Here is a 23800-nt window from a genome sequence, read left to right as displayed (position 1 = left end):
TGCCACCCGAAGTGAGACGCGGGCCACGTGACCCACGGCACGCACGATGGTTCCCCAAACCCTTGACGGACGTGACGTTCGTCATTACCGCACGACGGGCATCCTGTCCAACTGCGGTAGGGAACGCGGCATATGACACTGGCGAGCCGCCAAGCAGCGTGTCTTACGCCATTCCGTTGCGGCGCCGACTACCGCTATGGTCCCGGTCGGTGGGTCGAGGTCCCCTCGCCCCACCGTGCCCTCGGGGGGAGGGAAGGAACCAGGACAATGCCCGTACCCGTACCGCGGCAGAGAGCGATCCCGGCCGCGGAGAGTGGTCAGGCGCAGGCCGCACCCGCAGCCGGCGGCCCCTCCAAGGAAGAAGCCCCGCGCAAGGACGGCACAGCCGAGAACAGCACCAACAGCGCCGCTCCCGCCGGCAACAACACCCATAACGTCGGCAGCGTCCCGCACACCAACCTGACGCTGCTGCTCATCGAGGACGACCCCGGCGGCTCGCCGATCGTCCCCGATCTGCTCGACCCGGCCGGCAAGCCGATCCGTGTCCGCACCGCCCGCAACCTCACCGAGGCCGAGCGGCTGCTGACCGACGACGTGCACTGCATCCTGCTCGACCTGGCGCTGTCGGCGCCCGGCCGGACCGGTGACGACGACGAGCTCGCCGTACTCAAGCACGTACTGGAGCTCGCGCCCCGGCACGCGGTGCTGGCGCTCACCGCGTCCTCCGACGCCGAGCGCGGGGCCGAGGCGGTGCGCGTGGGCGCCCAGGACTATCTTTTCCGGGACGAACTGGACGGGCGACTGCTGAGCCGGGCCATCCGGTACGCGGTGGAGAGGAAACGTTCCGACACGGCCGAGCGCCGACTCGCCGAGGGGCGCGTGCGCGCGCAGGAGAACCGCCGACTGGAGCGCGGCCTGCTGCCGACACCGCTGCTCGAAGGCTCCTCGCTCCGCTTCGCCGCCCGCTACCGCCCCGGCCGCTCGCGCGCGCTGCTCGGTGGCGACTTCTACGACACCGTCCGCACGCCCGACGGCACCGTGCACGCCATGATCGGTGACGTCTGCGGCCACGGCCCCGACGAGGCCGCGCTCGGCGTGGAGCTGCGCATCGCCTGGCGGGCGCTGACGCTGGCCGGCCTGTGCGGGGACGAACTCCTCGGCACCCTGCAGCAGGTCCTCGAACACGAGCGGGCCAACGACGAGATCTTCGCGACCCTCTGCACGATCGACATCGCCCCCGACGGCCGACGCGCGGGCCTCTGCCTCGCCGGACACCCGTCCCCGCTGATCGCCCGCCCCGGCCGGCCCGCGAAGCTCCTGCCGTACGACAACAACGGCCCCGCCCTCGGCCTGCTGCCGGGCGCGCGCTGGCCGCGGATGCAGGTCGAGCTGGGCGCCGAGTGGAGCCTGATGCTCTACACCGACGGTCTGATCGAGGGCCGCGTCGGCGAGGGCCGGGAGCGGCTCGGCCAGGACGGCATGGTGGAGATGGTGCGCCGCCAGTTCGAGGCCGGCCTGCGCGGCGAGGACCTGCTGCGGGCCGCGGTCAACGAGGTCCGCGAGCTGAACGGGGGCGAGCTGACGGACGACGTCGCGGTGGTGCTGCTGGACCGGGTGCCATAGCCGCGCCCCGGTCGCCGTAAGGGCTCAGCGCCCGCCGTTGTACGGCCCGTACGGCCCGTCGCTGCTCGAGCCGCCCCGTCGGCTGCGACCGCCGCCCGGGAGCCCCCGCAGTGCCGGCCGTACGTCGACCATGTACACAATGGTCGCGATCAGGCCGATGATCGGCAGGAACGACAGGATGTTGAAGATCAGGTTCACCACGAAGGCGATCCCGAGGATGATCAGCCAGAACGGCTTGGTCTGCTTGTCCGCCGCCCGATAGGCGTCCTCGCGGCGAACGGCGGCGTCGATCAGCGCGAAGCCGCTGAAAAGGATCAGGGCCATGCTCAGCAGCCACATGAACCCTGCGAACCCCTGCATCAGCACAACGTCCACCACCAGACTCGGTTCGTATCCACGCGGTCACCGTACCCGCTCCCGGAAGCCCGCTACCCGAAGAACGGGCCGGGCACTCCAGGAGTGCCCGGCCCGTCCGGGTACCGCTCGCCCGGTTCACTTGGCGGGCGGCGTCGTCTTCTTCGCGGCGGGCTTGCGCGGCGTGGTCTTCTTGGCGGGGGTGGCCTTCTTGGCCGCGGCGGACTCGGCCTGGGCGGGCTTCGCCGGCGCCGGCTCCTCCTTGGCCTCGACCGGCTTGGCATTCGGCTCGACGGCCACGGCGATCTCCTCGATCTCCTCGGCGGCCTCGCCACGCCAGGTCCGCACGGCCTGCTCACCGTGCTCGGCGACCTTCTCGTAGGTCTCCCGGGCCTTCACGGCGTACTCGGCGGCGACGCCGACGCCGCGCAGGGCGAGGTCCTGGGCGGTCTCGCCGAGCTTCTTCAGGTCGGCGTCGAGGGTGCTGCCGAGCTTCTTGATGTCGCCGTCGAGGGTCGTGATGAACTCGTTGACCCTGGCCTGGATGCTCTCCTGCGCCTCCTTGGCCTTGGCGCCCGCCTCCTTGGCGCGCGCGGCGGCCTTCTCCTGGACAACCTTGGGGTCGGTGCTGCGCACGGCCTCGATACGGGCCGGAGCCTCGGCGCGCAGCTGCTCCACCAGACCGGGCACCTTCTTGGCCTGCTGGAATGCCAGGTCGGCGGTGCCGGCGGCGAAATAGAGCGGAGTCGGGTCGCTGAAGGTCTTGCGCAGGTCGTCGGTGATGGCCATGGTGATGGTCCTCCCGGTTTCGATTTCGGTTGAGGGTTTGTGGTCCGCAGTGGGACGGCCGGTGCCCTGGTCCGGCTCAGCCAGCCGTCCGCTGCGGATCGGCTTCGCCGCCGCCGGCCGTACGGGAACGGCGCGGGGCGGTCGACTTCTCGGTGTTCGTACTGCTCTTGCTGGTCTTGCCGCTCTTGTCGCCGTCGTCGGCGCTGTGCTCGGCCGCGCCGTCCGCTGCCACGTCGGCCCCGAACCCGTTCTCCTTGCGGAAGGACTCGTAGATCTGGAGCAGGACCTGCTTCTGCTGCTCGTTCAGCGTGGGATCGGCGAGGATGACGGCGCGTGTCTCCACCTCGTCCCGGTCCCGCTCGGCGTCGAGGATGCCCGCGCGCACGTACAGCGTCTCCGCGGAGATCCGCAGCGCCTTGGCGACCTGCTGCAGCACCTCCGCGCTCGGCTTGCGCAGGCCGCGCTCGATCTGGCTCAGATACGGATTGGACACCCCGGCGGCGTCGGCGAGCTGCCGCAGCGACAGCTGCGCGTTGCGCCGCTGCTCGCGCAGGTACTCACCGAGATTGCCGACGTTGAGCGATGCCATGCCTCCACTGTGCACCAACTCCGCTAACTATTGCAAGCACCCGCTTGCAAAAGTGTTCCGCGCCACGCATGGGTGTCAGTGGCGTGACTGTTGTCCTGTCTCCGTGCGGAGATACGTCGGCGCGGGTGGGGGTCCGTGAGTGCGGGGCCGCTGGAGCACTGCGGTCGGTCCGGTTCGAGTCGGCACGGCCCTGATGGTGGACGCCGATCGGCCGCCGCAGGTGCGACACCGCGCGCCGCCCCGGCAGCCGGGAACAGCCCGACTGGCTCGCCCTCCTCACGGTCGCCGTCGCAGGCCGGCTGGGCGTGACCCGGCAGGCGGTCCAGCAGCGCTTCCACGCCCCGCACAAGCGCTACGGCCCCGAGACGATGACCGACGGCCTCCGCCAGGCGATGACCCACGTCAAGCAGGCGGCAGTCCAGCACCGCGCCAACTACGTCGGCACCGAGCACCTGCTCTGGGGACCGACCGCGCAGGACAACCGCGCCACCCGGCTCCTGCGGTCCTCCGGTCTCTCACCGGAGACGGTCCACCGGTCCCGAACGGCTCCGAGCGCATCGGCTGCGACCACCTGCTGATCGGACTCGCCCAGGTCGGCCGCGGAGTCGCCGCCGACATGCTGGCCGAGGCCGGCTTCGACGCGGCCGCCCTCGACGCCACGACCGCGGACACCTGAGCCCATAACGACACGCGGCATTCGGCCAAGAGCGGCGGTGGCCGAAAAGTTCGGGGCACACCCACAGCGTGGGGAATCATGAAGCATGCGCGCGGACGACTGGCACCTCACCGAAGACCTGGACGACTTTGTCGCCCGAGCCGGGGACTTCCTGCGCTCGCGGCCCGGCCTGCACGTCATGCCGCTGACGTGGGCCGCGAGACTGCGAGCACGTGGGGCGCACGCGTTCGGCACCGAAGCCCCCGTCTTCGGCGTGCTGGAGCGAGCGGGCGAGGTCCGCGCCGCCTTCTACCGCCTCCCTCCCCGTGCTCTGGTCCTCACCCCGCTCACGCCTGAGCAGGCCGACACCCTCGCCGCCCACCTGGCCGCCGTCGGGCACTCCCTTCCCTCCGTCAGCGCGGACCACAACACCGCCACCGCTTTCGCCCGGGCCTGGCAGCGGCACACCGGCGCGAGGCCGAGAATCCGCGACACGCGGCTGCGTCTGTACCGCCTCGGCACACTCACCCCGCCGGAGCCGATGCCGGCGGGCCGGGGCCGCGTCCTGGGCGAGCAGGACCTCGAGCAGGTCATGTTCTGGTGCGGCGAGTTCGCCAAGGCCGTCGGGGAAGTCGTCTCCATCGACGCCGGCTCCTGGGCGAACACGCGCTTCGCCGACAAGCGCTATACCGTCTGGGAGACCCCGGACGGCACTCCCGTCTCCGTCGCGGGCATGAACCCGGTGATCGGCGGCCAGGTCCAGGTGGACGTCGTCCACACCCCGGCCCACCTGCGCGGCCGCGGCTACGCGGGCGCCGTGACGGCGGAGGTGAGCCGGGCCGCCCTGGCCGCGGGCGCGAGGGAGGTCGTGCTCTTCGCGGACCTGTCCAACCCCACCAGCAACGCCCTCTACCAGCGCCTCGGCTATCGCACGCTCACCGACTGGGCGGCGTACGACTTCTCACCGGAAGTCAGTTAGCCGCTGCCGTCCGTACCCGTCAGCCACTCCCGCACCGCCGCGAAGTCCGCCTCGGTGAGCCCCGAGCGGTGATCCACGCGGTGCAGCAGTGCTCGGCCGGGATGGTGGGCGGCGACCCAGATGCGGTCGGCGGTGGTGATCTCGTCGTCCAGCCAGACGAAGGGGCGGCCGCCCGCCCAGGCGACGAGGGGCCGCGTCTTCCAGTGCGGCCCGCTGTACAACGGTGCGTCCCGCGGCTCCTCCGGCCAGTCCACCACCGGCAGCGCGGGCAGGCCGAGCCAGGGCGCGACGCACGCGTTCGCGTCGTCCAGCCAGGTCGTCGCCCACACCAGCTCGCACCCCAGCGCCCGCAGCCGTGGGCCGAGCGCGGGGTCGATGCGGTCCAGCAGGGGATGTACGGCGGGCAGGGCGTCGGACGCGGGCGGCGCGTCGTACGCCGGATACGGCCCCGGCCCGCCGAACGGCAGCAGCGTCCCGTCGACGTCGAGGAAAAGCAGCATCGCAGCCATCAGGGCCAGGGTCAGCCCTCGAAGCCGTTCTCGGCCAGGATCTTGTCGACGCGGGCCCGGTGTGCCTCCTCCCACGCGTCGAGGGTCTCGGCCGCCTCCTTGGCGAGCCTGGCCCGGGCGGCCGCCAGCACCTCCTCCCGGCCGGCGGCGGGCACGACCACGACGCCCTCCTCGTCGGCCACGACCACATCGCCCGCGTCGACCGCCACGCCACCGCACCGCACGCGCTCGCCCAGCGGTCGTACGACGGACTTGGCACCCGGAATCGGGATGACACCGCGGCCGAAGACGGGGAATCCCGCCTCGCGTGCCTCGGCGAGGTCACGGATGAGGCCGTCGAGGACGAAGGCCGTGATGCCGCGGCGCTGGGCGACCGCGCAGACGTTCCCGCCGGCCAGCGCGTAGTCCAGGTCGCCGGACTCCACGACCACGACCGAGCCCGGCTGCGCGCGGTAGATCGCCGCGTGCAGCATGAGGTTGTCGCCGGGCGGGCAGCTGACGGTGAAGGCGGGACCGGCGACCCGGCCGACAGGCCCCCACAGGGGGCGGATGCCGATGTCCATGACCTGGGCGCGGCCCAGGAGGTCGGCGAGGGTGGTCGTGGGGATGTCCTGGAAGCCCTGGAACTCGGTGGCGTCAGTCATGAGCATGAAGGTAGCGTCCCTTCCCATGACTGCCGGGTCGGCCTCGGGCCGTGAGCGAGTTGGGTGCCCGGCCTCCGAGTGAGGCCGTGGCGGGCCAGGAGCCCGCCTCTTTCTCTGCGTTTTCCGCGAGCACAGCACACGGACGGACGTGAGCGACAGAGAAAGAAGAGAGAGTGCCCAACGACTTCAATCAACAGATCATCGAAGAGTTCCGCGCCAACAAGGGCCGCGTGGGCGGCTGGTTCGAAGGCGCCCGGCTGATCCTCCTCACCACCACCGGCGCCCGCACCGGCACCCCGCACACCACCCCCGTCGGCTATCTCCCCGACGGCGGCGACCGCGTCCTGGTCATCGCCTCGGCCGGCGGCTCGCCGAAGCACCCGGACTGGTACCGCAACCTCCTCGTACATCCCCAGGTGACCGTCGAGAGCGGCGCGTTCACGTACGAGGCGCGGGCCGTCGCCCTCGCGGGCGAGGAACGCGACCGGGCTTTCGCGCGGGCGGTGGAGGCGGACCCGGGCTGGGCGGCGTACCAGGACAAGACGGACCGCGTGATCCCGGTGGTCGCCCTGTACGAGATCGCCCAGGGCGGCCCGCCGAACATCAACGCCGGTTCGCCCGGCGAGGCGATCAAGGTGGTCCACGACGGGTTCCGCCGCGAACTCGCCCTGATCCGGCAGGAGATGGGCAAGGGCACCACCCTGGGCGCCCAACTGCGCGTCAACTGCCTGACCTTCTGCCAGGGCCTGCACAACCACCACACCGGCGAGGACATGGCCCTGTTCCCGTTCCTCGCCGACCGCCGTCCCGAGTCCGCCCCTGCCCTGGCCCGCCTGCGCGAGGAGCACGAGCGGATCGCGGCCCTGGTGGAGGAACTGCGCCGGGTGCTGTCCGCCCAGGGGGACCTGGCCGCCGCCCGCAGCGAGGTCGACCGTCTGACGGCGGAGCTGGAGGCGCATCTGACGTACGAGGAGGAGCAGTTGATCCCGCTCCTCGACGCCGGCTGACCGTCCTGGCGGGCGGTCGTCGCCCAGAACGGCAACGGCTGGCCGTGCACCACCTCCAGCCGTGACACCGCCCGCGTCAGCACCACGTACAGCCGGTGCGGTCCCCGCTCCTCCGCCTCCGCGATCGCCGCCGGCTCGACGGCGACGACATGGTCGTACTCGAGTCCCTTGACGAGGCTCGCGGGCACCACGGTGACCCGGGGGACGGGGTCCTCCGACCCCGCGGCAGCGATCCCGGCCGCGGCGACCGCCTCGCGCACCCGGTCCGTGTCGGCGTCGGCGGCGACGACGCCGACGGAACCCTCCTGCCCAACGGCGCCCCGGACGCCCCGGCCACCACCCGGGCGGCCTCCCCTTCGTGATCGGTGATCCGGTACAGGACGAGGTCCTCCTTGGCCGGGAAGTACCGGAAGAGCGTCGGCTTGGAGATCTCCGCGGCGGCGGCGACCTCGGCGACGGACACGGCGTCGAAGCCCTTCTCCAGGAACAGCCGGACGGCGATGTCCGACACGACCGCCTCAAGAACCATGCCCGCGCTCCCCTTCCAGCACCGGAAGATACGAGCCCACCACGACCTCGGCGCCCGCGTCCCGCAGCTTCTCCGCCTTCTGGTCGTTGCGCCCGTACCCGATGAAGGAGACGCCCGCCCGTGACGCCGCCTGCAGGTCCGTCCCGGTGTCCCCGATCATCACCGCCCGCCGGGGCGGGAGGTGCAGACCGTCCAGAGCCCGGAGGACGACATCGGGGTGGGGCTTCATCAGGCCGGGGTCGTTCGGCCGCCGGCCCTCGACAGCGCTGAAGTAGCGGATCAGGCCGTGGTCCCGGAGATAGGCGTGGGCCGCCACGGGGGAGTTGTTCGTGACCACTGCGAGCCGTACACCCCGCCCGAACAGCAGCTCGACCACCGTGTCCACGTGCAGTGTCAGCTCGGCGGTACTCGCGGCAGCCACTTCGCCCGCCGTCACCTGCGCCTCCAGCAGGGACACCATGCGGCTCAGGCGCGGGTCGCGCCGCGCCGCCCGGTGCACGGCACGGAGCACCACGTGGGGATCGATATGGGTGCGCTCATCCACCGAGAGGACGTCCCCTGCTCCGAACCGGTCCACCGTCTCACGGAGTTCGTCGGCCACCGACTTCGAGGAGCCGTCGGGGAAGAGGCGGCAGATCGGCCCGTCGAAGTCGAACAGAACGCTGCCGGCACCGGCCAGCAGTTTCCGAACGCCCGTGACGTCGTCGAGGTCAACAGCCATGCCGTTCCTCCGTGTCCCCTTGCCTCCGTGCGCTTCCGCGCATCCCGTCAGCTGTGCACGCCCGTGGGCTCCCTCTGCCGATCGGGCGCCGGACGCTCCGCACGCTCCGTGCGGGAGCGGTACGTCCTCCACTTCCGCACCTCGGCCGGCCCCGCTATCTCCCCTTGCGCCGCCCCTTCCCCGCCGTCGTCGGCGCGGGTCCGCCACTCCCCGTCTGCCGAGTGCCAACGACGCAGCGCCTCGCGGATCTGCTGCTCGTCAAACGGCTCACCCGCGAGGGACAGCGGCTGCATCGCCCGGCTCAGGGCGCGGCGGACACGGCCCGCCGCAGCGGCCAGGTCCTGCTCGCCGGGGTCGTCCGGCAGGTACAGCGCGGCCCGCATCACGTCGGGGTACAGCGACTGGACGTACTCGAAGCCGAGGTAGGCGTCCAGGTCGCGTTCCTGGTCAGCGGTCATGTCGGCGTGGCCCGCGTCGAGCATCGCCTTCGTCCACAGCTCGAGCATCAGGTCGTACTCGGACTCGTCGTAGTCCATCCGGACCAGGTGGGTCGCCAGATCGTGCAGCGGATCGCCGTACAGGGCGAGTTCCCAGTCGATGACCGCGAGACGCTCGTCCAGTGTCTCCGGGTCGTCCACAATCAGCACATTGGCCCGGTGCACGTCCGTATGCAGGAGCACGAACGGACGTGCGGTCAACTTGGGCACGGAGGCCATGAAACGCTCGACGGCATCGAATGGAATGCCGACATCGTCGAAGAGCCTGCCGAAGCGCGGCCGATTGGCCTGGTGCACCTTCTGCTCCGCAAACCGGGCGAGCCAGCCCAGGAAGCCCCGGCTGTCGCCGTCGACCGGCCAGTCGGCGGGCAACGGGGGCAGGTCGGCCTCACGCACACCGGCCAGGCCGGCGAAGAACTCGGCGAGCGCGGCCACCCGGGCCTCGCCGATCCTCCCGGCGGGCACCTCGTCAGCCAGGGCGCGGCCCGGCAGATAGTCGTGCAGAGACCATTCTCCGAAGTCCGCGAGACAGCGTGGCACTTGGCTCAGCCGCCCGCGCAGCGCCCCCAGCACCTCCGACTCGCGACGCCAGATCCGCGGCACTACCTCCACCGCCTGAAGGGGGGTGCGGAACTTGGCGAGAACGTGCCCCGACGACTCCCCCAGCAAGAAGGCCAGCGGACGGCCCAGGGGCAGGATGAGGTTCGTGTTGTGATGGCCGGAAACCACCTCCCCGTCGGGGCTGCGGCGCCGCGCCTCCGCGAGTCGGCGTACCAAGGAATGGAACGCTCTGCGGTGCAGAGGGGACGACATGGGCGCACAGAGTAGTACGAGACTCGAGGTTCCTCACGCCGTGTCACTATTTGGACACGCCCTCTCACCCTCCGTATCAGGCCGTGTCCCGACATCTCACCTCTTACGACTCGAGGCCTCGCTCAGAATGTCCCAATTCGAATCGAACCAGCCACGCATACTCTCGAAGAAGGCGGCAGCATGGTCGCCTTCGGACATGCCGTGGTACGTGAGTGCCGAGTGCGCGCCCAGTACGTCGTAGGAATCCACCTGGGTCTCGTCCTCGTCCTCGAGCGGGATGACGGTGTCGATCACCTCGTACGGGCCGAAGAGCATGTGGGCGTCGTTGAGTATGTACAGCTTGAACTGCGGGGTCATCGGCACGCGCTGGATCTCCAGCCGGGCGTCCACGCCCGCATCGGCGAGCCGGTCGACCACCTGACGCACCTTCCTGGTGTGCCGACGGGCCATCGTCCTCCAGCGCACCCAGATCCGGGGGTCGTCCGGGTCCTTGGCCCGGGGGTAGGCGAGCGGTGCGTCCTCCGCCGGCAGCAGCATGCGGATGCGCAACTCCTCAGGTCGGATCTCACGCGCGCGAAGGATGCGGTCTTCCTGCACCGCGAGGTGGCTGACCAGGGTCTCCGAGGTCAGCGTAAAGACATCCAGGCTCACCTTCCGCTCCTCGAAGGCCTGCCGGATCAGCGGCTCGAGCGAGGGCACGCCCGGCAGCGCGCCGGGCGCCTTCAGGGGACCGAGGGAGGGCACCCGCACGACCCGGCTGCCGCTGCCCTGGCGGGCTTCGATCAGACCGGCTTCGACGAGCTGCCTGAGTGCGCGCTGAACCGTGTCCCGGGAGACCTTGAGCTCCGCCGCCAGCTGCCGCTGCGTGGGGAGCAGGTGGCCCCTGGGATACGTCCCGTCCGTGATCCGCTCCCGCAGGAACTCCGCCACCCGGGCGGACTCCCGGCCCAAGCCTTCCGCAGCTGCTGAGGTTTCCACCCTCAGAACCTACCGCCGTCCGGCCGGAGGTACACCCGTGTTCAGGCAACTTACCGCCACCGACGAACTGTCAATTGGACTGATGATTAAGGATCTCCAGCGCCGGGGAAGTCCAATCCGAGTCAACCAGTCCAATTGTCCCGCACGTTGACGGATTCCAAGGGGGGCCGGTGATCACTCCCAGCTCTGATGCCGCTGCTCCTGATGACTCAGTCCTTGCCACGGAGCAGTTTCAGGACCTCCTCCAGAGAACCCACGATCGACGTGGCCCCGGCCTCCCGAAGCAGCCGATCCTTGCGCTCGTTGCACGCATAGCCGAGAAACGAGACGCCGGCACGTTGCGCAGCCTCGAGGTCCGTTGGAGAGTCGCCGATCATCAGGGTGGCGGAGGGTGTGGCGCCCATGGCCTTGACAGCCTGCTCCAGGCAGTACGGGTTCGGTTTCATGAGGTCGAGGTTCTGCGTCCGGCCGTAGACGTAGGGAAAGCAGTCGGTCAGCCGACGGCTCTCTATATAGGCCGTTGCCGCGAGCGCGGAGTTGTTGGTTGTGATCGCGAACCTGGCCCCGAGTGCCGACCAGGTCCTGATCAGCGGGTCCGCGTACGGAGTGGGCAGCGCGCGGGGCACGGCCTCCAGCTCACGCCGAGTGAGCCACGCCTCGAGCTCAAAGACGAGGTCGCTCCCCCGATGCCGCCTGTGGACGCCCGGCAGAACGAAATGCGGGTCGGTGCCGGATCGTTCCTCCTCGGTCAACAGGCTTCCCATCCCCAGCCTGTCGATCAACTCCACCAACTCATGGGCGATCCCGTCCGCCGGGTAGCCGGCGAACAGTCGGCACATGGGCCCGTCCAGGTCCCAGAGCACGTACCGAACGGGGGCTATCAGTGAACCCAGTTGTTCTGTCTCAGCAGCCACCGGTTCAGTGTGCGTCGTCTCAGAGGTCACTAGGAGAGTGTCAGGTCCGTCGTGATGGTTTCCCAGAGGGCGTCGAACCACTTCTGGGATTCCTCCACGAACGCGGCGTCGCGCTGGCCGGCCTGTTTGAGGAACGAGAAGAGCAGGGACTGCGAGCCGAGCGCGTCGTACATGTCCAGGGTCTGGCTCCCGTACTCCTCTTCCCGCCTGGTGAGCATGTAGTACCCGATCAACGCTTCCTCACCGTTGAGCAGGTAGAGCTTCACGGGCGGAGTGAACGGCAGCGCCCGGAAAGTGACGCTGACGTCGATGCCGTGCGTGGAGCGGAGGGACAGCAGGTTGTGCTGGAGCACTTGGCCCTGGGCGTTGCGCATCGCCAGCCAGCGCTGGTGCACCGGGTTGGCGTCGCCGGGGGCTTCGACCAGTACAGGAAAGGCGAGCTCGATGTCGCGGGAGGGAACCAGGATGCGGACGTCGATCGACTGGGGCCGTATGCGCCCCTCATGGATCAGGCGCAGTGGCTCACCGGTGGCCAGCATCAGGGTCTCGGCCGTGTGGCACACGACATCGATCCGTACCCGAGGCACGGAGAACGCCTGCGTCAACCGCGGCGCCAGGCCCACCATCGTCGGCTGGGGCTCGCCTCGCACCGGTGCCGGTTCCGCGATCCGCGGTGGACTGCCCTTGCTCACATTGGTGAGGAGACCGTCGCCCTGCAATGCCCGCAGGGCCTGGCGGACCGTGCCGCGTTCCACGCCGAACTCCTCCGCGAGTTCGGCCTGGGTGGGCAGGCGGTCACCCGCCTTGAGGTCGCCGACGCGGATGCGTTCGCGCAGGACGTCCGCGATCTCCTGGGGTGTCAGCCTTCTGCTGCCGTTCACTGCCACGCTCTCCTGGGTCACGACCAAACGCTACAACTCTGATCCATCTATGGGGAGTTGTTTGAAAGTTGTTTATGAGTAGTAGCCAAGTGGGGACAACATAGTAAGAGTTGGTTGCCAACTTGAGAGAGTTGGCGGAAGGTTTGCTTCCTCTCGTAACCCCCCACGACCGTTCCGTCCGGCAGCCAGAAGGGGGAACACCATGCCTGCCATCGCCCTCCTCTCCACGGTCTTCGTCGTCGGCCTGGAGCAGACGCTCAAGTGGAAGTACGGAGCCGTCGGCGTCATCGGTCTGGTGCTGCTCAGCGTCGGCATCAAGGCCAAGAGTCCGGCGGTCAGTTCGATCGGGGCCGTCATTCTGGCCCTCCTGGTGACGAGGCCGGCACTATGAGCCGGACGCACCAGGTCAGCCGCCGTGGGAGACGATCAGCTCGTGAGCACCAGCTCCGAACTGATCGTCTCCCACAGTGCGTTGAACCACAGATGGGACTGCTCGACGAACGTCGTGTCGCGCAGCCCGGCGCCCTGGTCGAAGGCGAACAGCATCGACTGCGTGCCCTCGGCGTCGTACATCTGCAGGTGCTTGTGGTCGATCTCCTGCTCGCGGCGCGTGAGCGTGTAGTAGGCGAACAACGCCTCCGTACCGTTGAGAAGGTACAGCTTCACGGGTGGCGTGAAGGGCAGTGCGCGAAACGTGATGTGGACGTCTATGCCGTGCGTCGCGTGCAGGGACTGCAGGTTGTGCTGCAGTACCTGACCCTGCGCGTTGCGGTGGGCGAGCCAGCGGCGCTGCAGCCGACCGTGCTCGGCCGGGGCGTCCACCGGGGTCGGGAACGCGAGGTCTATGTCGCGGGACGGCAGCAGGACGCGGACGTCGACCTTGGCCGGTTTCAGCTCCCCCGCGTGGATCCGGCGCAGCGGTTCGCCGATGGCGAGCGTGAGGGAGACCGAGGTCAGGCAGAGGGCGTCGATCTCGACGTGCGAGGACGCGAAGGCGGCCGCGATGCGCGGGGCGAGAGCCACCGTGGTGGGCAGCGGCGGAGCCCCCGGCCCGGTGACGGGCCTGGTGAGGCCCGGATCCGGCGCCACCGTCGCCGGGCTCCCCTTGGAAACGCCGGTCAGCAGGTGCTCCGCCTGCAGGATCCGCAGGGCTTCGCGTACGGCACCGCGCTCGACGCCGAATTCGTCGGCCAGCCTGGCCTGCGTGGGCATGCGCTGACCTGGCCGCAGCACGCCGGACCTGATCCGGGTGCGCAGCTCGTCGGCCACGTCGTGGTGTGTCCTCTGGGTCGGCCGTGGCCGCTGGGGCGTCTTCCGTCCATTGACGGAGGCGTGTTCCGGGTCCACGACCAAAACACTACAACTTCCCGCCATCTTTTGGCAGTTCATGGGAAGGTGGTTATGAGACGCTCCCAAGCGGAGATAAGTACAGTGAAGTTGGTAGCCAACTTCTACAACATGGTCGGACTTGGAGGGGCCTATCCCCTAGGAGGAACCGGAGGAACCGCTATGCCGCTCATCGCCATCCTCGTCGCAGCACTCGCCTTCGGATTCGAGCAGCTCGTCCAGTGGAAGTACGGGCCGATGGGCATCATCGGGTTCCTCGCGTTCTCCATCGGGATCAAGGCCAAGAACAGCATGATCGGCGGCATCGGCGCGGTGATCCTCGTGATGCTGCTCGCCCAGTCCGGCTGATCGGGCTCCCTTCCGGAGGGGAGCCGGGAGCTCGATCAGTCAGCACCAACAGCACAGTCACAACTCCACACCGACAACTGAACAGCGACAGTGCACAGTCACAACTCAACAGCCATAGCTACGGATGAGCTACGGACAGGTCACCACGGTCCCCGTCGTCGGCAGGGAGGAGCTCAGAAGATGTCCGGGCACCACGGTCGCCTGGACGTACGCAGCAGGGCGTCGGCCACTCGGGCGGCGCCCGCTCGTTCTTCCCGCACCCGGCCCGCCGCCGCGAGCCGTACCACCGACTCGTCGCCCAGCCACAGCCTCGCCAACTCGGCTATGTCCAGCGTGAGTTCCGCGTTCGCCGTGGTCGGAGTGCAGGTCGCCCGGCCGTCCTCCGCCGCCTCCAGCCGGTAACGGCCGCCGGCGAGTCCGTCCCCGTCGACGACGTCCAGCACCAGTGCGCCCGGCCCCCCGTACGTACGCGCCTCCAGAGCACGTACGACATCCAGGATCCGCACCCACAGCCAGTCCGCCTGCGTGGTGACGACCGCCGCCCGCGGGTCCGGCAGGAGGAGTGGCAGCAGATCGTCGGGAGCACGCCAGCCGCTCTTCACCCTCACGACCCAGTCGATCGAGCAGACGTAGTGCCACAGTTCGCGCTCGGCGGCCGGGGTCACCGCGATCAGCCAGTTCACCTCGGCCGTGTTCAGCGGCTGTTTGCCGTCGCCCCACTTCTCGTCGGCCTCGTACGACACCAGGCCCTCCACCTCGCCGTCCGCCGAGCGGTAGACGGCGTAGAAGGGCTCGGTCCAGTCCTTGCCGAAGCGTACGGCGCCCGTGTTCACCCGCCACCACAGGTCGGTGCGGCTGACGGCGCCCGGCCGAATGCGGCGCAGGCGCTCGTGCAGTTCGGGGCCGAGCTTGCGAACGTCCTCGGCGTCCACGAGATCGATCGTGGCGCCGTCCTGGGGGCCCGCCCAGCGGGGGTCGAGGCCCGCGCGGGGTACGTCGACCGTCCACTCGGTCATCGTGGTGGCGGGGCCGAAGCCGTAGCGGCCGTAGATCGGGTACTCCGCGGCGATGAGCGTCGCGACGACGTCCCCGCGGGCCTTCGCGGCGGCGAGGTCGTGGGCCATCATGCGGGTGAGCAGGCCGCGGCGGCGGTGGGTGGGGCTGACGGTGACGTTGGAGATGGCGTCGGCGGGGACGGGGCTGCCGCCCACTGCTGTGAGCTCCTGGGTGAAGGAGCGGAAGGTGGCGACACAGCGGCCGTTGTCGAAGGCGCCGAGGAGGCGGCCCGGTGCGAAGTGGTTGCGGCGGGCTTCGAGCTCTTCCTCCGAGGGGGTCGGTTGGCGGAGGAAACCGATGTTCAGGGCACGGGTCCAGTCGGGGAACTCGGCTTCGGTGATCGGGCGGACGTCGATGGCGGCTCGGGGGGTCATGAGGTCACGGTAGGTCTGCGCCGGGGTGGTGTCGCGGGGATTTTTCGCGCCCCTCCGCCCCTACCGTCCCGTCTCCAGGGACTCTGCCCCTTCGCCCCCGCGAGGGCTCGTCGGGCATCCTGCGGACCAGGTCGCGGTGGGGATGGACTCCTCCGAGACCTGGGGAGGCTCGCGGCGGCCGGCGCCGGCCGCTCCCCGGTCAGGTCGAGGACCGCGCGCAGGACGCCCGCCGCCTGCATCGGCCTGTTGGAGGAACGCGGGAAGACGGGGACGTCACGTCCGCGAGCGCGAGCTCGACCGGCCTGTCCGCGGCCGGCAGCACCAGGCTGCCCCCGGTGCCGGCCCTCGACGAAGCCGGATCGTACGGCTTCGGCGAGGACGGGCGGTGCGGCCCGGTGGTGGCCGCGGGCAGCTGCGGTGCCTTCCGGAGGCGTCACATCAGCAGGTCGTCGACCTGCGCTTCCCCCTCGCGGTACCGGCGGGCGATCTCCGCACTGCAGTCGTCGGCCGTCCGCTGCAGCCGCTGCCGCTGCCGTGACACCTGCTGCTCGTACCGTACGAGCCGCCCCATCGCCTCCGTCAGCTCCGGGTCGGTCCGCGCGTCCAGGTCGGACAGTTCGACCTCGGCGAGCATCTCCGCGGCCAGCCGCCGGTACTCCTCGCTGTGCGGGGTGCCCAGGGTCACATGGCGGGCCGAGGAGCGGTACCGGGCCGGGGCGTCGGTGAGGATCTCCGGGAGCCGGTCGACCACGGAGGCCTCGTCCGGGTGGTCCGGGACGGCCGCCGGGCCGCGCCGGGTGAGCTCCGCCCGCAGGATGTCGATACGGCCCTGCAGCAGCCGCCGTACATAGCTGAGGTCGGCCTCGTCGCGCTGGGCGTCCCGGCGCAGCGTGCGCAGCTCTGGCAGGCTCAGCACAGCCAGGTCGTGCCCGGGCGATTCCCCGGGCATGGGCGGGCTGTCGGTGCGTTGCAGCGGCGGCCGGGGCGTCCCCAGCTCTGCCGTGTTCAGCTGTCCCGCAGGGGTGGTCAGTCCCGTACGGGTCAGCGAGACAGCCCCATGGGGCTGCCCGGTACTCGGTGTGCTCATGTGCCTCTACCGTCCCCTCGACCGGCGTGTGGCAGCATCGTGCCACCCCAAGTGGCCGCTATGTGACCGAGTGCCCCCGATCGGCCCCAGATGGGGGGTTAGGGATCAATAAGAAGCCGTGCACGGGGCCGGTACGGGCCACCCGTGGAGCGGGTGCGGGCGCACGGCATGATGGCGGCATGCGTGCAGTGGTGCAGAGGGTCGAGGGTGCGAGTGTCGTCGTGGACGGCGAGACGGTCGGGGAGATCGCCGGCGAGGGGCTGTGCGTCCTCGTCGGGGTGACGCACGAGGACACGAAGGAGAAGGCTGCGCAGCTGGCTCGCAAGCTGTGGTCGATCCGGATGCTGCACGACGAGAAGTCGTGCAGTGACGTCGATGCGCCGCTGCTGGTGATCAGCCAGTTCACGTTGTACGGGGATGCGCGGAAGGGGCGTCGGCCGACGTGGAACGCGGCGGCTCCCGGTGATGTGGCCGAGCCCCTGGTCGACGAGGTCGTCGCGCAGCTTCGGGCGTTGGGGGCGACGGTGGCCACGGGGCGGTTCGGTGCGCGGATGAGGGTGTCTCTGACGAACGACGGGCCGTTTACGGTGCTGCTCGAGATGTGAGAGGTGCCGCCCGCGGGCCGACCGTCGACCCCCTACGGCTCGACCACGGTCTCCTGGGCCGCTGCCGTGTCGCCCGCCACCAGCCTTGCGTCGACCGCCACGTTCCGCTTGACCAACGCCAGGGCGACCGGGCCCAGTTCGTGGTGGCGTACGGAGGTGGTGATGAAGCCGATCTTCCGGCCGTCGGGGCCGTCGTCGGCGAGGTGGATCTCCGTGCCGTGGGTGGGGAGGTGGACCTCGCTGCCGTCCAGGTGGAGGAAGACCAGGCGGCGGGGCGGCTTCCCGAGGTTCTGCACCCGGGCCACCGTCTCCTGGCCGCGGTAGCAGCCCTTCTGCAGGTGCACCGCCGTGCCGACCCAGCCCAGCTCGTGGGGGATCGTGCGGTGGTCGGTCTCGAAGCCGAGGCGCGGGCGGTGGTTCTCGACGCGGAGGGCTTCGTACGCCAGGATCCCGGCCGCCGGACCCGCCTTCTCGGCGTACGACTCCAGGTCCGCGCGGGGGAGGAAGAGGTCACGGCCGTACGGCGTCTCGCGGACGACCACGCCCTCCGGCACCTCGGCGATGGAACCGGCCGGCAGGTGCACCACCGCGAAGTCGGCCGTGCGGTCGGCGACCTCGACGCGGTAGAAGAACTTCATCGACTCCAGGTACGCGAGCAGCGCGTCCTGAGTGCCGGGCTCCACGTGCGCCCAGACCGTCGCTCCGTCGTCCACGAGGTACAGGGCGTGCTCGATGTGGCCGTGCGCGGAGAGGATCAGCGCCTCGGTGGCCTGGCCGGGCGGGAGTTCGCTGACGTGCTGGGTGAGCAGGAGGTGCAGCCAGCTGAGGCGGTCCTCACCGGAGACGGCGACGACCCCGCGGTGGGAGAGGTCGACGAAGCCGGAGCCGTCGGCGAGGGCGCGCTGCTCGCGGAACAGGTCGCCGTAGTGTGCGGCGACGCCTTCGTCCACGCCCTCGGCGGCGACGGCTCCGGGCAGGGACAGCAGGGGGCTCTTCATGGACACAAGCCTACGACTCGGTAGTTGAACTCTTCAGAGAGCAGTCCTTGCAACGGCCGAAGATCGCGAAGTGCTTCATGTCCGTCTCGAAGCCGAAGGTCTCGCGCAGCTTGGCGGTGAACTCCGCGGCGACGGCCAGGTCCGCCTCGATGACGTTCGTGCAGTCGCGGCAGACCAGGTGGATGTGGTGGTGACGGTCGGCGAGGTGATAGGTGGGGGCGCCGTGCCCGAGGTGGGCGTGGCTGACCAGCCCGAGTTCCTCCAGCAGCTCCAGCGTCCGGTACACGGTGGAAATGTTGACCCCCGACGCCGTCTTCCTCACTTCCACGAGGATGTCGTCGGGGGTCGCGTGCTCCAGGGTGTCCACGGCTTCGAGGACAAGCTGGCGCTGCGGCGTCAGCCGGTAGCCGCGCTGCCTGAGGTCGCTCTTCCAGTCGGTGCTCACCACACCAGAAAGTCTAGGACCACTGGAACGGATGCCTACTTGAAGAAGGCGATCCCGTCGTCCGGAAGGTCGTCCGGCAGGGCCTTCGCCCAGCGCTCGACGTCCTCCGGGGTGACGACCTTCTTCAGCTGCGCCGACATGTAGGGGCGCAGCTCGACCTCGGGGGTCTGCTTCTCGCCGACCCACATCAGGTCGCTGTTGACGTAGCCGTACAGCCGCTGGCCGCCGCTGTAGGGGCGGGCGGCGGCCGTGCGCGCCACGGTGTCCGTCACCAGGTCGATCTGGGGCTTCTTGGCGGCGAGCTCGCCGTACCAGATCTCGACCACCCCGTCGTCGCGGGTCATGGTGACCTCGACCTTGCGGTCGGCGTCGATGCGCCAATAGCCGAACTCGGACTCGAGCGGCCGCACCTTGTTGCCGTCCTTGTCGAGGACCCAGGTCTGGGAGCGGTACTCCAGGAAGTCCCGGCCGTCGTGCGTGAAGGCGACCTCCTGCCCGAAGTTGCACTTCTCGGAACCGGGGAAGTCGTGCACACCCGCGCCGGCCCAGTTGCCGAGCAGGAAGGCGAGGGGGACGAGGTCCTTGTGGAGGTCGGACGGGATCTCGATCATGGTTGGCAGTTCCTGGAATGGTCGGTCAGCGCTGGCCCTGGTACAGCTTCTTCACGGTCAGTCCGGCGAAGGCGAGGACGCCGACGCAGACCAGGACCAGCAGGATTTCGAAGAAGATCTCCACGGGGTGCTCCTCGGGACAAGCGTGGTGCGGTACGTGTACAGGGCCGGGCCCCAGCTTACGCGGCCGGGGCCCGGTGTTCCGTGTGAGGTGGGCCTTCGCGGGGTCAGCCGAGAAGCTGGCTCTGCAGGACCACCGTCTGCTGGAAGGGCACGGCGTCGGCGGTGCCCTTCCTGGTCTGCAGCACCACGGCGAGGACGTCACCGGCGGCGAGGTACGCCTGGCGTACCTGCTCGGGGCCGTACGGCTTGACCTCGACGTAGGTGGAGCGCTGGATACCCGTGAGCTGGGTCACGGCCGGAAAGTCCTCGTCGTACTTGGACTCGTCGGTGCCCTGCACCCGGTAGGTCGGGCTGCTGTACGGGGAGATCCGGCCGAACACGCTGTCCACGACAGCCCCGGTGCCGAACTGGAGCAGGTAGACCCGGGTCCGCGTGCCGTCCTGGGTGGTCCAGCCGCGGGCCGCGATGTGCCGCAGGCCGTTGTCGACGAGCCTCTGCCCGAGCTCGGTCCGCTCGTCGGCGTCCGCGTACTCCGCCAGGAAGTCCTTGGTCGCCAGCCAGCCGTCCGAGCCGCGGAGCGCCTTGTCCTGCGTCGCGCCCGCGGGGGCGGGCAGGACGAGGGCGCGCAGGTCGGCGTAGTGGGCGCCGGCCCGGTTCGACTCGGCGAACGGCCCGGGGCTGCCGGACGGCAGCGGCGGCTTCTTCAGCTCCGGGTAGTCCCAGCGCCCGTCCGACTCCGTCGCCAGGCCCGGTACGTCCGTCCGCTCCATCCCCGTGATCCCGTACGCCGTGGCCGCCCCCGCCGCCGCGAAGACGAGCACGGCGGCGGTCCAGCGGAGGGCCGTGCGCAGGCCCTTCGGGATGCGGGCGGTTCGAGCGGCCGGGACTCCGGCTGCGGCGGGGAGGCCCCCACCCGCAGCTCCCGTGCTGCTTTCGTGGCCGGGTGCGGGCGGCCCCTGTGACGCGATCCCGCCATCGGCGGCCAAGGGAGCAGGAACCGGTTCGGTGACGGGCACGAGCGCAGGGACCGACTCCTTGGCGAGCCCGGCCACAGGGACCGGAGCAGCAGCCTCCGGCTCGGCGGCGGGCACAGGCGCAGGGGCCGACTCCGTGGCAGGCCCGGCCACAGGGACCGGAGCAGCCCCGGAAGCAGACACCGGCTCAGCGGCCGACCCGAGCGCAGGGACCGACTCCTTGGCAAGCCCGGCCACAGGAACCGGAGCAGCAGGCACCGGCTCGGCGGCGGGCACAGGCGCAAGGGCCGACTCCGTGGCAGGCCCGGCCACAGGGACCGGAGCAGCCCCGGAAGCAGACACCGGCTCAGCGTCCGACCCGAGCGCAGGGACCGACTCCGTAACCCGCCCGGCCACAGAAACCGGAGCAGCAGGAACCGATTCGGTGACGGGCACAGGCGCAGGGACCGACTCCTTGGCAAGCCCGGCCACAGGGACCGGAGCAGCAGGAACCGGCTCGGCGGCGGGCACAGGCGCAAGGGCCGACTCCGTAGCAGACCCGGCCACAGGAACCGGAGCAGCCTCGGAAGCAGACACCGGCTCAGCGTCCGACCCGAGCGCAGGGACCGACTCCGTAACCCGCCCGGCCACAGGGACCGGAGCAGCAGGCACCGGCTCGGTGGCGGGCACAGGCGCAGGGACCGGAATCGCCGCGGAAGCAGGAACCGGCTCGGCGGCCGAATCGGGCGCGGGGGTCGGTTCTTCGGCCGGCTCGGGGGCAGGGGTCGGTTCCGGCGCCTGGGGTGTCTCCGGGTCCGTCGTCTGGTTCTGGTCGGTCATACCGCCTCCCCCGGCTCTGCGATGCGGTCGAGTTGCGTGGCGAGCAGCATCGCGACTCCGTCGGTGTCGAGTGGCTTGATCCCGTCCGCGGTGGCGGTCACGAGGACGTCGCCCTGGTAGGCGGAGCAGAACATCGTGTCGAGGTCCGCGTCGTCGTCCTTGGGCGGCAGGAAGCACTTGGCGTTCTTGTGGCCCTTGACCGCCGGGCCCTTGCGGAAGACGTCCAGGGCATCGAGGAACTCGTGCTGGAACGTCGCGATGTCCCGTACGGCGGCCTTGTTGTCCATCTGGGACAGCACGATGCTCACCGTGTAGATGCCCTCGTTGCCGTAGGAGCGGGCCTCCCCGCTGAAGTAGCTGCGCATCGCCATGCCCTTGACGCGCTGCTTGTCGATCTGCTTCTCCAGCCGCTTGCGCTGGGAACGGGGCAGGTCGCGCAGTGCCTCCTTCTGGAGGGCCGTGGCCTGGGCGCCGCTGAGCCGGGTGTCGGAGCCGAACTCCGCGAGGTCCGGCCCCGGCGTCCAGCCATCGGTCCCGTACGGCACGAGCATCCCGGCGAGCCCCGTCGCGGGTGCCGTCTTCGCGTCCTCGGCCTTGGCCTTGGGGAACTTCCAGACGGGCGCACCCGCGTCCCGATCGGCCCCGTTCACGGTCACCACGGTGTACCCCACCCCCGCGACGAGGGCACCGACCAGCACCACGGAGCCCGCCACAGCGGCGATACAACCCCGGCGGCGGGGCTTCTCGCCCGGCGCGGATTCCGGCACGGAGGCGTCGGCGACGGGCGATGCGACCACCTGGGAGTCGGACCAGGCAGCCTCCGGCTCGGCGACCCCGGCCGGTTCGACGGCCTCGGCCGGCTCCGTCTCGTTCTCGCTCACAGCCGCTCCATCTGCCGCTTGGCCAGGTCCATGATCGTCTTCTTGGAGACCGGCTTGCTGCCGTAGATCCAGATCTCCATGGCGATGTCGTCGCGCCAGGCGTGCGCCTCCGCGCTGTACAGCGGCAGGTAGCCGGGCTCGGTGTCGGGCTTCTTGTGGACGTACGCCATGCCGTCCCCGGTCCCGGGTATGTCCCAGCTGTCGGTGGCGTCCTCCTCCTCGGCCCAGTACTGGCCGTTGTCACTGGCGTCGGAGGCCGCCAGGGTCTCGTCCTGCCGGTACTGCACCAGCCGGATCTCCACCGTGTACGTGCTGCCGACCTCCCAGCCGACGACGGCCGCCCGGCGGAAGTCGTCGGTGACGAGTTCCTCGAACGCGCCGGCGGGGTGCTCGAAGTCCTCGGCGTACGCCGCCAGGTCCATCCAGCCGTCGGAGCCCTCGAGCCACTCGGCGTCCTTGGTCCCCTTCGGCTTCTTCAGCAGCAGCTTGCGCAGGTCGCCGTCGGTCTTCACCTTCCGGTCCTGCGCGGCCGACAGCGGCTCGGGACCGGCGCCCTTCGCCTGCTCCAGCACCGGCTGGGAGAGCGGCGGCAGCTTCGTCGGCTCGCGGTCGGCCTGAACGAGATAACCGCCACAGGTGCCGGCCACCACGCCGAGCACGGCGGCTCCGGCGATCAGCAGGGCCGTACGGCCGCGCCGGCGCGCCCGCGGCACGTCCGCAAGCGGCGCAACCGGCTCACTCGGTATATCCGGCGCGCCGGATGCGCCGCCTACTACTTCGGGTCCTTCCAAGACGTCCCCCCACAGAACGTGAATGGTTTGTTCCGTATTCGCGCTCCACAGGAGACTCATGGCCAACACCATGAGTTGTAAGGGAGTTGATTACGATTCGGACATGGCTAAGAAGCTCGTGATCAAGGTGACGGCGGGGGCCGATGCCCCCGAGCGCTGCTCGCAGGCGTTCACGGTCGCGGCGGTGGCGGTGGCCAGCGGCGTGGACGTCTCCGTGTGGCTGACCGGGGAGTCCGCGTGGTTCGCGCTGCCGGGCCGCGCCGCCGAGTTCGAGTTGCCGCACGCGGCACCGCTGCCCGACCTGCTCGACTCGATCCTGGCCGGCGGCCGCCTCACGCTGTGCACGCAGTGCGCGGCCCGCCGGGACATCACGGAGAAGGACGTGCTCGAGGGCGTACGGATCGCGGGCGCGCAGGTGTTCGTGCAGGAGGCGCTGGGGGACGAGACGCAGGCCCTCGTCTACTGAGGTGCTACTCGGGCTTCCTCGACCCACAGGCAGAACGGGTGGCCCGCCGGGTCGAACAGCACCCGTACGTCGTCCTGGGGCTGGTACTCGGCGAGGCGCGCCCCCTCGGCGACGGCCCGCGCGGTCTCGCCCTCCAGGTCGTCGACCTCGATGTCGAGGTGCAGCATCATCTGCTGGTCGCCGGGCTTCCGCGTCGGCCAGACGGGTGGCACGTACTCGCGTTCGGTCTCGAAGGACAGCGCCGTGCCGTCGGTGCCGGGCGGCGGGCCGACGAGCACCCAGTCCGGCTCCTCGCGGCGCACCTCGTACCCCAGCAGCCGCATGTAGAAGCCGGCCAGCTCATGCGCGTCGTGCGCGTCCAGTACGACGGTCGACAGTCTCGTGGGCGACATG

The 23800-nt window shown here is 70.2% G+C and carries 30 protein-coding genes and 2 pseudogenes; 9 read left to right on the top strand and 23 right to left on the bottom strand.

Annotation, left to right across the window (positions count from 1 at the left end; genetic code table 11):
• Window positions 1–267 precede the first annotated feature (267 nt).
• Entirely contained in the window at window positions 268–1623 is a 1356-nt protein-coding gene (locus ABZO29_RS24030) for a PP2C family protein-serine/threonine phosphatase (RefSeq protein WP_367322236.1), read from the top strand.
• 24 nt (window positions 1624–1647) lie between these two features.
• On the opposite strand, the gene ABZO29_RS24025 is transcribed toward ABZO29_RS24030, so the two are convergent.
• From ABZO29_RS24025 to ABZO29_RS24015, 3 genes are all read right to left on the bottom strand, one after another.
• On the bottom strand, window positions 1648–1983 hold the full coding sequence (locus ABZO29_RS24025) for a DUF2516 family protein (protein WP_367322235.1): 336 nt from the start codon (window positions 1981–1983) through the stop codon (window positions 1648–1650).
• A 132-nt stretch (window positions 1984–2115) separates the two neighbouring features.
• Window positions 2116–2766, bottom strand: coding sequence for a hypothetical protein (locus ABZO29_RS24020; protein ID WP_367322234.1), 651 nt, complete (start codon window positions 2764–2766; stop codon window positions 2116–2118).
• Between the two features lie 76 nt (window positions 2767–2842).
• Window positions 2843–3355 carry a helix-turn-helix domain-containing protein gene (locus ABZO29_RS24015; protein ID WP_367322233.1) on the bottom strand — a complete coding sequence of 171 codons (513 nt, stop codon included), beginning with the start codon at window positions 3353–3355 and terminating at the stop codon, window positions 2843–2845.
• Between the two features lie 305 nt (window positions 3356–3660).
• On the opposite strand from ABZO29_RS24015, the gene ABZO29_RS24010 reads away from it, so the two are divergent.
• The 3 genes from ABZO29_RS24010 (at window position 3661) to ABZO29_RS24000 (ending at window position 4989) form a co-directional block, all read left to right on the top strand.
• On the top strand, window positions 3661–3933 hold the full coding sequence (locus tag ABZO29_RS24010) for a Clp protease N-terminal domain-containing protein (RefSeq protein ID WP_367322232.1): 273 nt from the start codon (window positions 3661–3663) through the stop codon (window positions 3931–3933).
• Complete coding sequence (locus tag ABZO29_RS24005) at window positions 3912–4031, top strand: Clp protease N-terminal domain-containing protein (protein WP_367326220.1); 120 nt, start codon at window positions 3912–3914, stop codon at window positions 4029–4031. The genes ABZO29_RS24010 and ABZO29_RS24005 overlap by 22 nt, the downstream gene beginning before the upstream one ends.
• Before the next feature lie 85 nt (window positions 4032–4116).
• Window positions 4117–4989, top strand: coding sequence for a GNAT family N-acetyltransferase (locus tag ABZO29_RS24000; RefSeq protein WP_367322231.1), 873 nt, complete (start codon window positions 4117–4119; stop codon window positions 4987–4989).
• Here the strand turns inward: ABZO29_RS24000 and ABZO29_RS23995 are convergent.
• Window positions 4986–5489 (bottom strand): HAD domain-containing protein, encoded by a 504-nt coding sequence (locus ABZO29_RS23995; RefSeq protein ID WP_367326219.1) that lies wholly within the window; start codon window positions 5487–5489, stop codon window positions 4986–4988. The genes ABZO29_RS24000 and ABZO29_RS23995 overlap by 4 nt on opposite strands.
• A gap of 20 nt (window positions 5490–5509) precedes the next feature.
• Entirely contained in the window at window positions 5510–6142 is a 633-nt protein-coding gene (locus ABZO29_RS23990; protein WP_367322230.1) for an RraA family protein, read from the bottom strand.
• Between the two features lie 173 nt (window positions 6143–6315).
• Here ABZO29_RS23990 and ABZO29_RS23985 point away from each other — a divergent pair, with 173 nt between their 5' ends.
• Complete coding sequence (locus ABZO29_RS23985; protein ID WP_367322229.1) at window positions 6316–7149, top strand: nitroreductase/quinone reductase family protein; 834 nt, start codon at window positions 6316–6318, stop codon at window positions 7147–7149.
• Window positions 7150–7175: 26 nt separating this feature from the next.
• Here the strand turns inward: ABZO29_RS23985 and ABZO29_RS23980 are convergent.
• The 7 genes and pseudogenes from ABZO29_RS23980 to ABZO29_RS23950 all read right to left on the bottom strand — a co-directional run.
• Window positions 7176–7475: pseudogene (locus tag ABZO29_RS23980) on the bottom strand (AAA family ATPase); the annotation flags it as partial.
• Between the two features lie 5 nt (window positions 7476–7480).
• Window positions 7481–7678: pseudogene (locus ABZO29_RS23975) on the bottom strand (TetR family transcriptional regulator); the annotation flags it as partial.
• Window positions 7668–8399: an HAD family hydrolase gene (locus ABZO29_RS23970; RefSeq protein ID WP_367322228.1), complete on the bottom strand. Its 732-nt coding sequence runs from the start codon at window positions 8397–8399 to the stop codon at window positions 7668–7670. The gene ABZO29_RS23970 and the pseudogene ABZO29_RS23975, both read right to left, overlap by 11 nt.
• Window positions 8400–8446: 47 nt before the next feature.
• Window positions 8447–9709, bottom strand: coding sequence for a phosphotransferase family protein (locus tag ABZO29_RS23965; RefSeq protein WP_367322227.1), 1263 nt, complete (start codon window positions 9707–9709; stop codon window positions 8447–8449).
• A gap of 96 nt (window positions 9710–9805) precedes the next feature.
• A complete protein-coding gene (locus tag ABZO29_RS23960; RefSeq protein WP_367322226.1) occupies window positions 9806–10687 on the bottom strand; it encodes a GntR family transcriptional regulator in 882 nt (293 codons plus the stop codon).
• 209 nt (window positions 10688–10896) lie between these two features.
• A complete protein-coding gene (locus ABZO29_RS23955) occupies window positions 10897–11682 on the bottom strand; it encodes an HAD family hydrolase (protein WP_367322225.1) in 786 nt (261 codons plus the stop codon).
• Window positions 11631–12509: a GntR family transcriptional regulator gene (locus ABZO29_RS23950; RefSeq protein WP_367322224.1), complete on the bottom strand. Its 879-nt coding sequence runs from the start codon at window positions 12507–12509 to the stop codon at window positions 11631–11633. The genes ABZO29_RS23955 and ABZO29_RS23950 overlap by 52 nt, the downstream gene beginning before the upstream one ends.
• A gap of 175 nt (window positions 12510–12684) precedes the next feature.
• Between ABZO29_RS23950 and ABZO29_RS23945 the strand changes: the two genes are divergently transcribed.
• Window positions 12685–12873, top strand: a complete 189-nt coding sequence (locus tag ABZO29_RS23945; RefSeq protein ID WP_367322223.1) for a hypothetical protein — start codon at window positions 12685–12687, stop codon at window positions 12871–12873.
• A 35-nt stretch (window positions 12874–12908) separates the two neighbouring features.
• On the opposite strand, the gene ABZO29_RS23940 is transcribed toward ABZO29_RS23945, so the two are convergent.
• Window positions 12909–13835, bottom strand: a complete 927-nt coding sequence (locus ABZO29_RS23940; protein ID WP_367322222.1) for a FadR/GntR family transcriptional regulator — start codon at window positions 13833–13835, stop codon at window positions 12909–12911.
• A 156-nt stretch (window positions 13836–13991) separates the two neighbouring features.
• Between ABZO29_RS23940 and ABZO29_RS23935 the strand changes: the two genes are divergently transcribed.
• Complete coding sequence (locus ABZO29_RS23935) at window positions 13992–14177, top strand: hypothetical protein (RefSeq protein WP_367322221.1); 186 nt, start codon at window positions 13992–13994, stop codon at window positions 14175–14177.
• A 173-nt stretch (window positions 14178–14350) separates the two neighbouring features.
• Here ABZO29_RS23935 and ABZO29_RS23930 read toward each other — a convergent pair whose 3' ends face one another.
• The 3 genes from ABZO29_RS23930 to ABZO29_RS23920 are packed head-to-tail and all read right to left on the bottom strand — an operon-like array spanning window position 14351 to window position 16694.
• Window positions 14351–15607, bottom strand: coding sequence for a GNAT family N-acetyltransferase (locus tag ABZO29_RS23930; RefSeq protein ID WP_367322220.1), 1257 nt, complete (start codon window positions 15605–15607; stop codon window positions 14351–14353).
• Window positions 15604–16044, bottom strand: a complete 441-nt coding sequence (locus ABZO29_RS23925; protein ID WP_367322219.1) for an asparaginase — start codon at window positions 16042–16044, stop codon at window positions 15604–15606. The genes ABZO29_RS23930 and ABZO29_RS23925 overlap by 4 nt, the downstream gene beginning before the upstream one ends.
• Window positions 16041–16694, bottom strand: a complete 654-nt coding sequence (locus ABZO29_RS23920; protein ID WP_367322218.1) for an aerial mycelium formation protein — start codon at window positions 16692–16694, stop codon at window positions 16041–16043. The genes ABZO29_RS23925 and ABZO29_RS23920 overlap by 4 nt, the downstream gene beginning before the upstream one ends.
• 179 nt (window positions 16695–16873) lie before the next feature.
• Here ABZO29_RS23920 and dtd point away from each other — a divergent pair, with 179 nt between their 5' ends.
• The gene (gene dtd, locus ABZO29_RS23915; RefSeq protein WP_367322217.1) at window positions 16874–17299 is read left to right on the top strand and encodes a D-aminoacyl-tRNA deacylase; all 426 of its coding nucleotides are present in this window, start codon (window positions 16874–16876) and stop codon (window positions 17297–17299) included.
• A 32-nt stretch (window positions 17300–17331) separates the two neighbouring features.
• Here the strand turns inward: dtd and ABZO29_RS23910 are convergent, their stop codons facing one another.
• The 6 genes from ABZO29_RS23910 to ABZO29_RS23885 form a co-directional block, all read right to left on the bottom strand.
• Window positions 17332–18297 (bottom strand): folate-binding protein YgfZ, encoded by a 966-nt coding sequence (locus ABZO29_RS23910; RefSeq protein WP_367322216.1) that lies wholly within the window; start codon window positions 18295–18297, stop codon window positions 17332–17334.
• Between the two features lie 10 nt (window positions 18298–18307).
• On the bottom strand, window positions 18308–18745 hold the full coding sequence (locus tag ABZO29_RS23905; protein ID WP_367322215.1) for a Fur family transcriptional regulator: 438 nt from the start codon (window positions 18743–18745) through the stop codon (window positions 18308–18310).
• A gap of 32 nt (window positions 18746–18777) precedes the next feature.
• A complete protein-coding gene (locus ABZO29_RS23900; RefSeq protein ID WP_367322214.1) occupies window positions 18778–19353 on the bottom strand; it encodes an FABP family protein in 576 nt (191 codons plus the stop codon).
• A 227-nt stretch (window positions 19354–19580) separates the two neighbouring features.
• Window positions 19581–20567, bottom strand: coding sequence for a hypothetical protein (locus tag ABZO29_RS23895; protein WP_367322213.1), 987 nt, complete (start codon window positions 20565–20567; stop codon window positions 19581–19583).
• A 698-nt stretch (window positions 20568–21265) separates the two neighbouring features.
• Entirely contained in the window at window positions 21266–22036 is a 771-nt protein-coding gene (locus ABZO29_RS23890) for a hypothetical protein (protein WP_367326218.1), read from the bottom strand.
• 110 nt (window positions 22037–22146) lie between these two features.
• Window positions 22147–22863 (bottom strand): hypothetical protein, encoded by a 717-nt coding sequence (locus ABZO29_RS23885; protein ID WP_367322212.1) that lies wholly within the window; start codon window positions 22861–22863, stop codon window positions 22147–22149.
• A gap of 181 nt (window positions 22864–23044) precedes the next feature.
• Between ABZO29_RS23885 and ABZO29_RS23880 the strand changes: the two genes are divergently transcribed.
• Window positions 23045–23407: a DsrE family protein gene (locus ABZO29_RS23880; protein ID WP_367322211.1), complete on the top strand. Its 363-nt coding sequence runs from the start codon at window positions 23045–23047 to the stop codon at window positions 23405–23407.
• Here ABZO29_RS23880 and ABZO29_RS23875 read toward each other — a convergent pair.
• Window positions 23401–23799, bottom strand: a complete 399-nt coding sequence (locus ABZO29_RS23875; RefSeq protein WP_367322210.1) for a VOC family protein — start codon at window positions 23797–23799, stop codon at window positions 23401–23403. The two genes, ABZO29_RS23880 and ABZO29_RS23875, sit on opposite strands and share 7 nt — an antisense overlap.
• Window position 23800: the final 1 nt, after the last annotated feature.

The sequence above is a fragment of the Streptomyces sp. HUAS ZL42 genome (assembly GCF_040782645.1).
Classification (GTDB): Bacteria; Actinomycetota; Actinomycetes; order Streptomycetales; family Streptomycetaceae; genus Streptomyces.
Note: the sequence above shows the minus strand (reverse complement) of the source record. Positions and strands in the feature narration are given on the sequence as shown.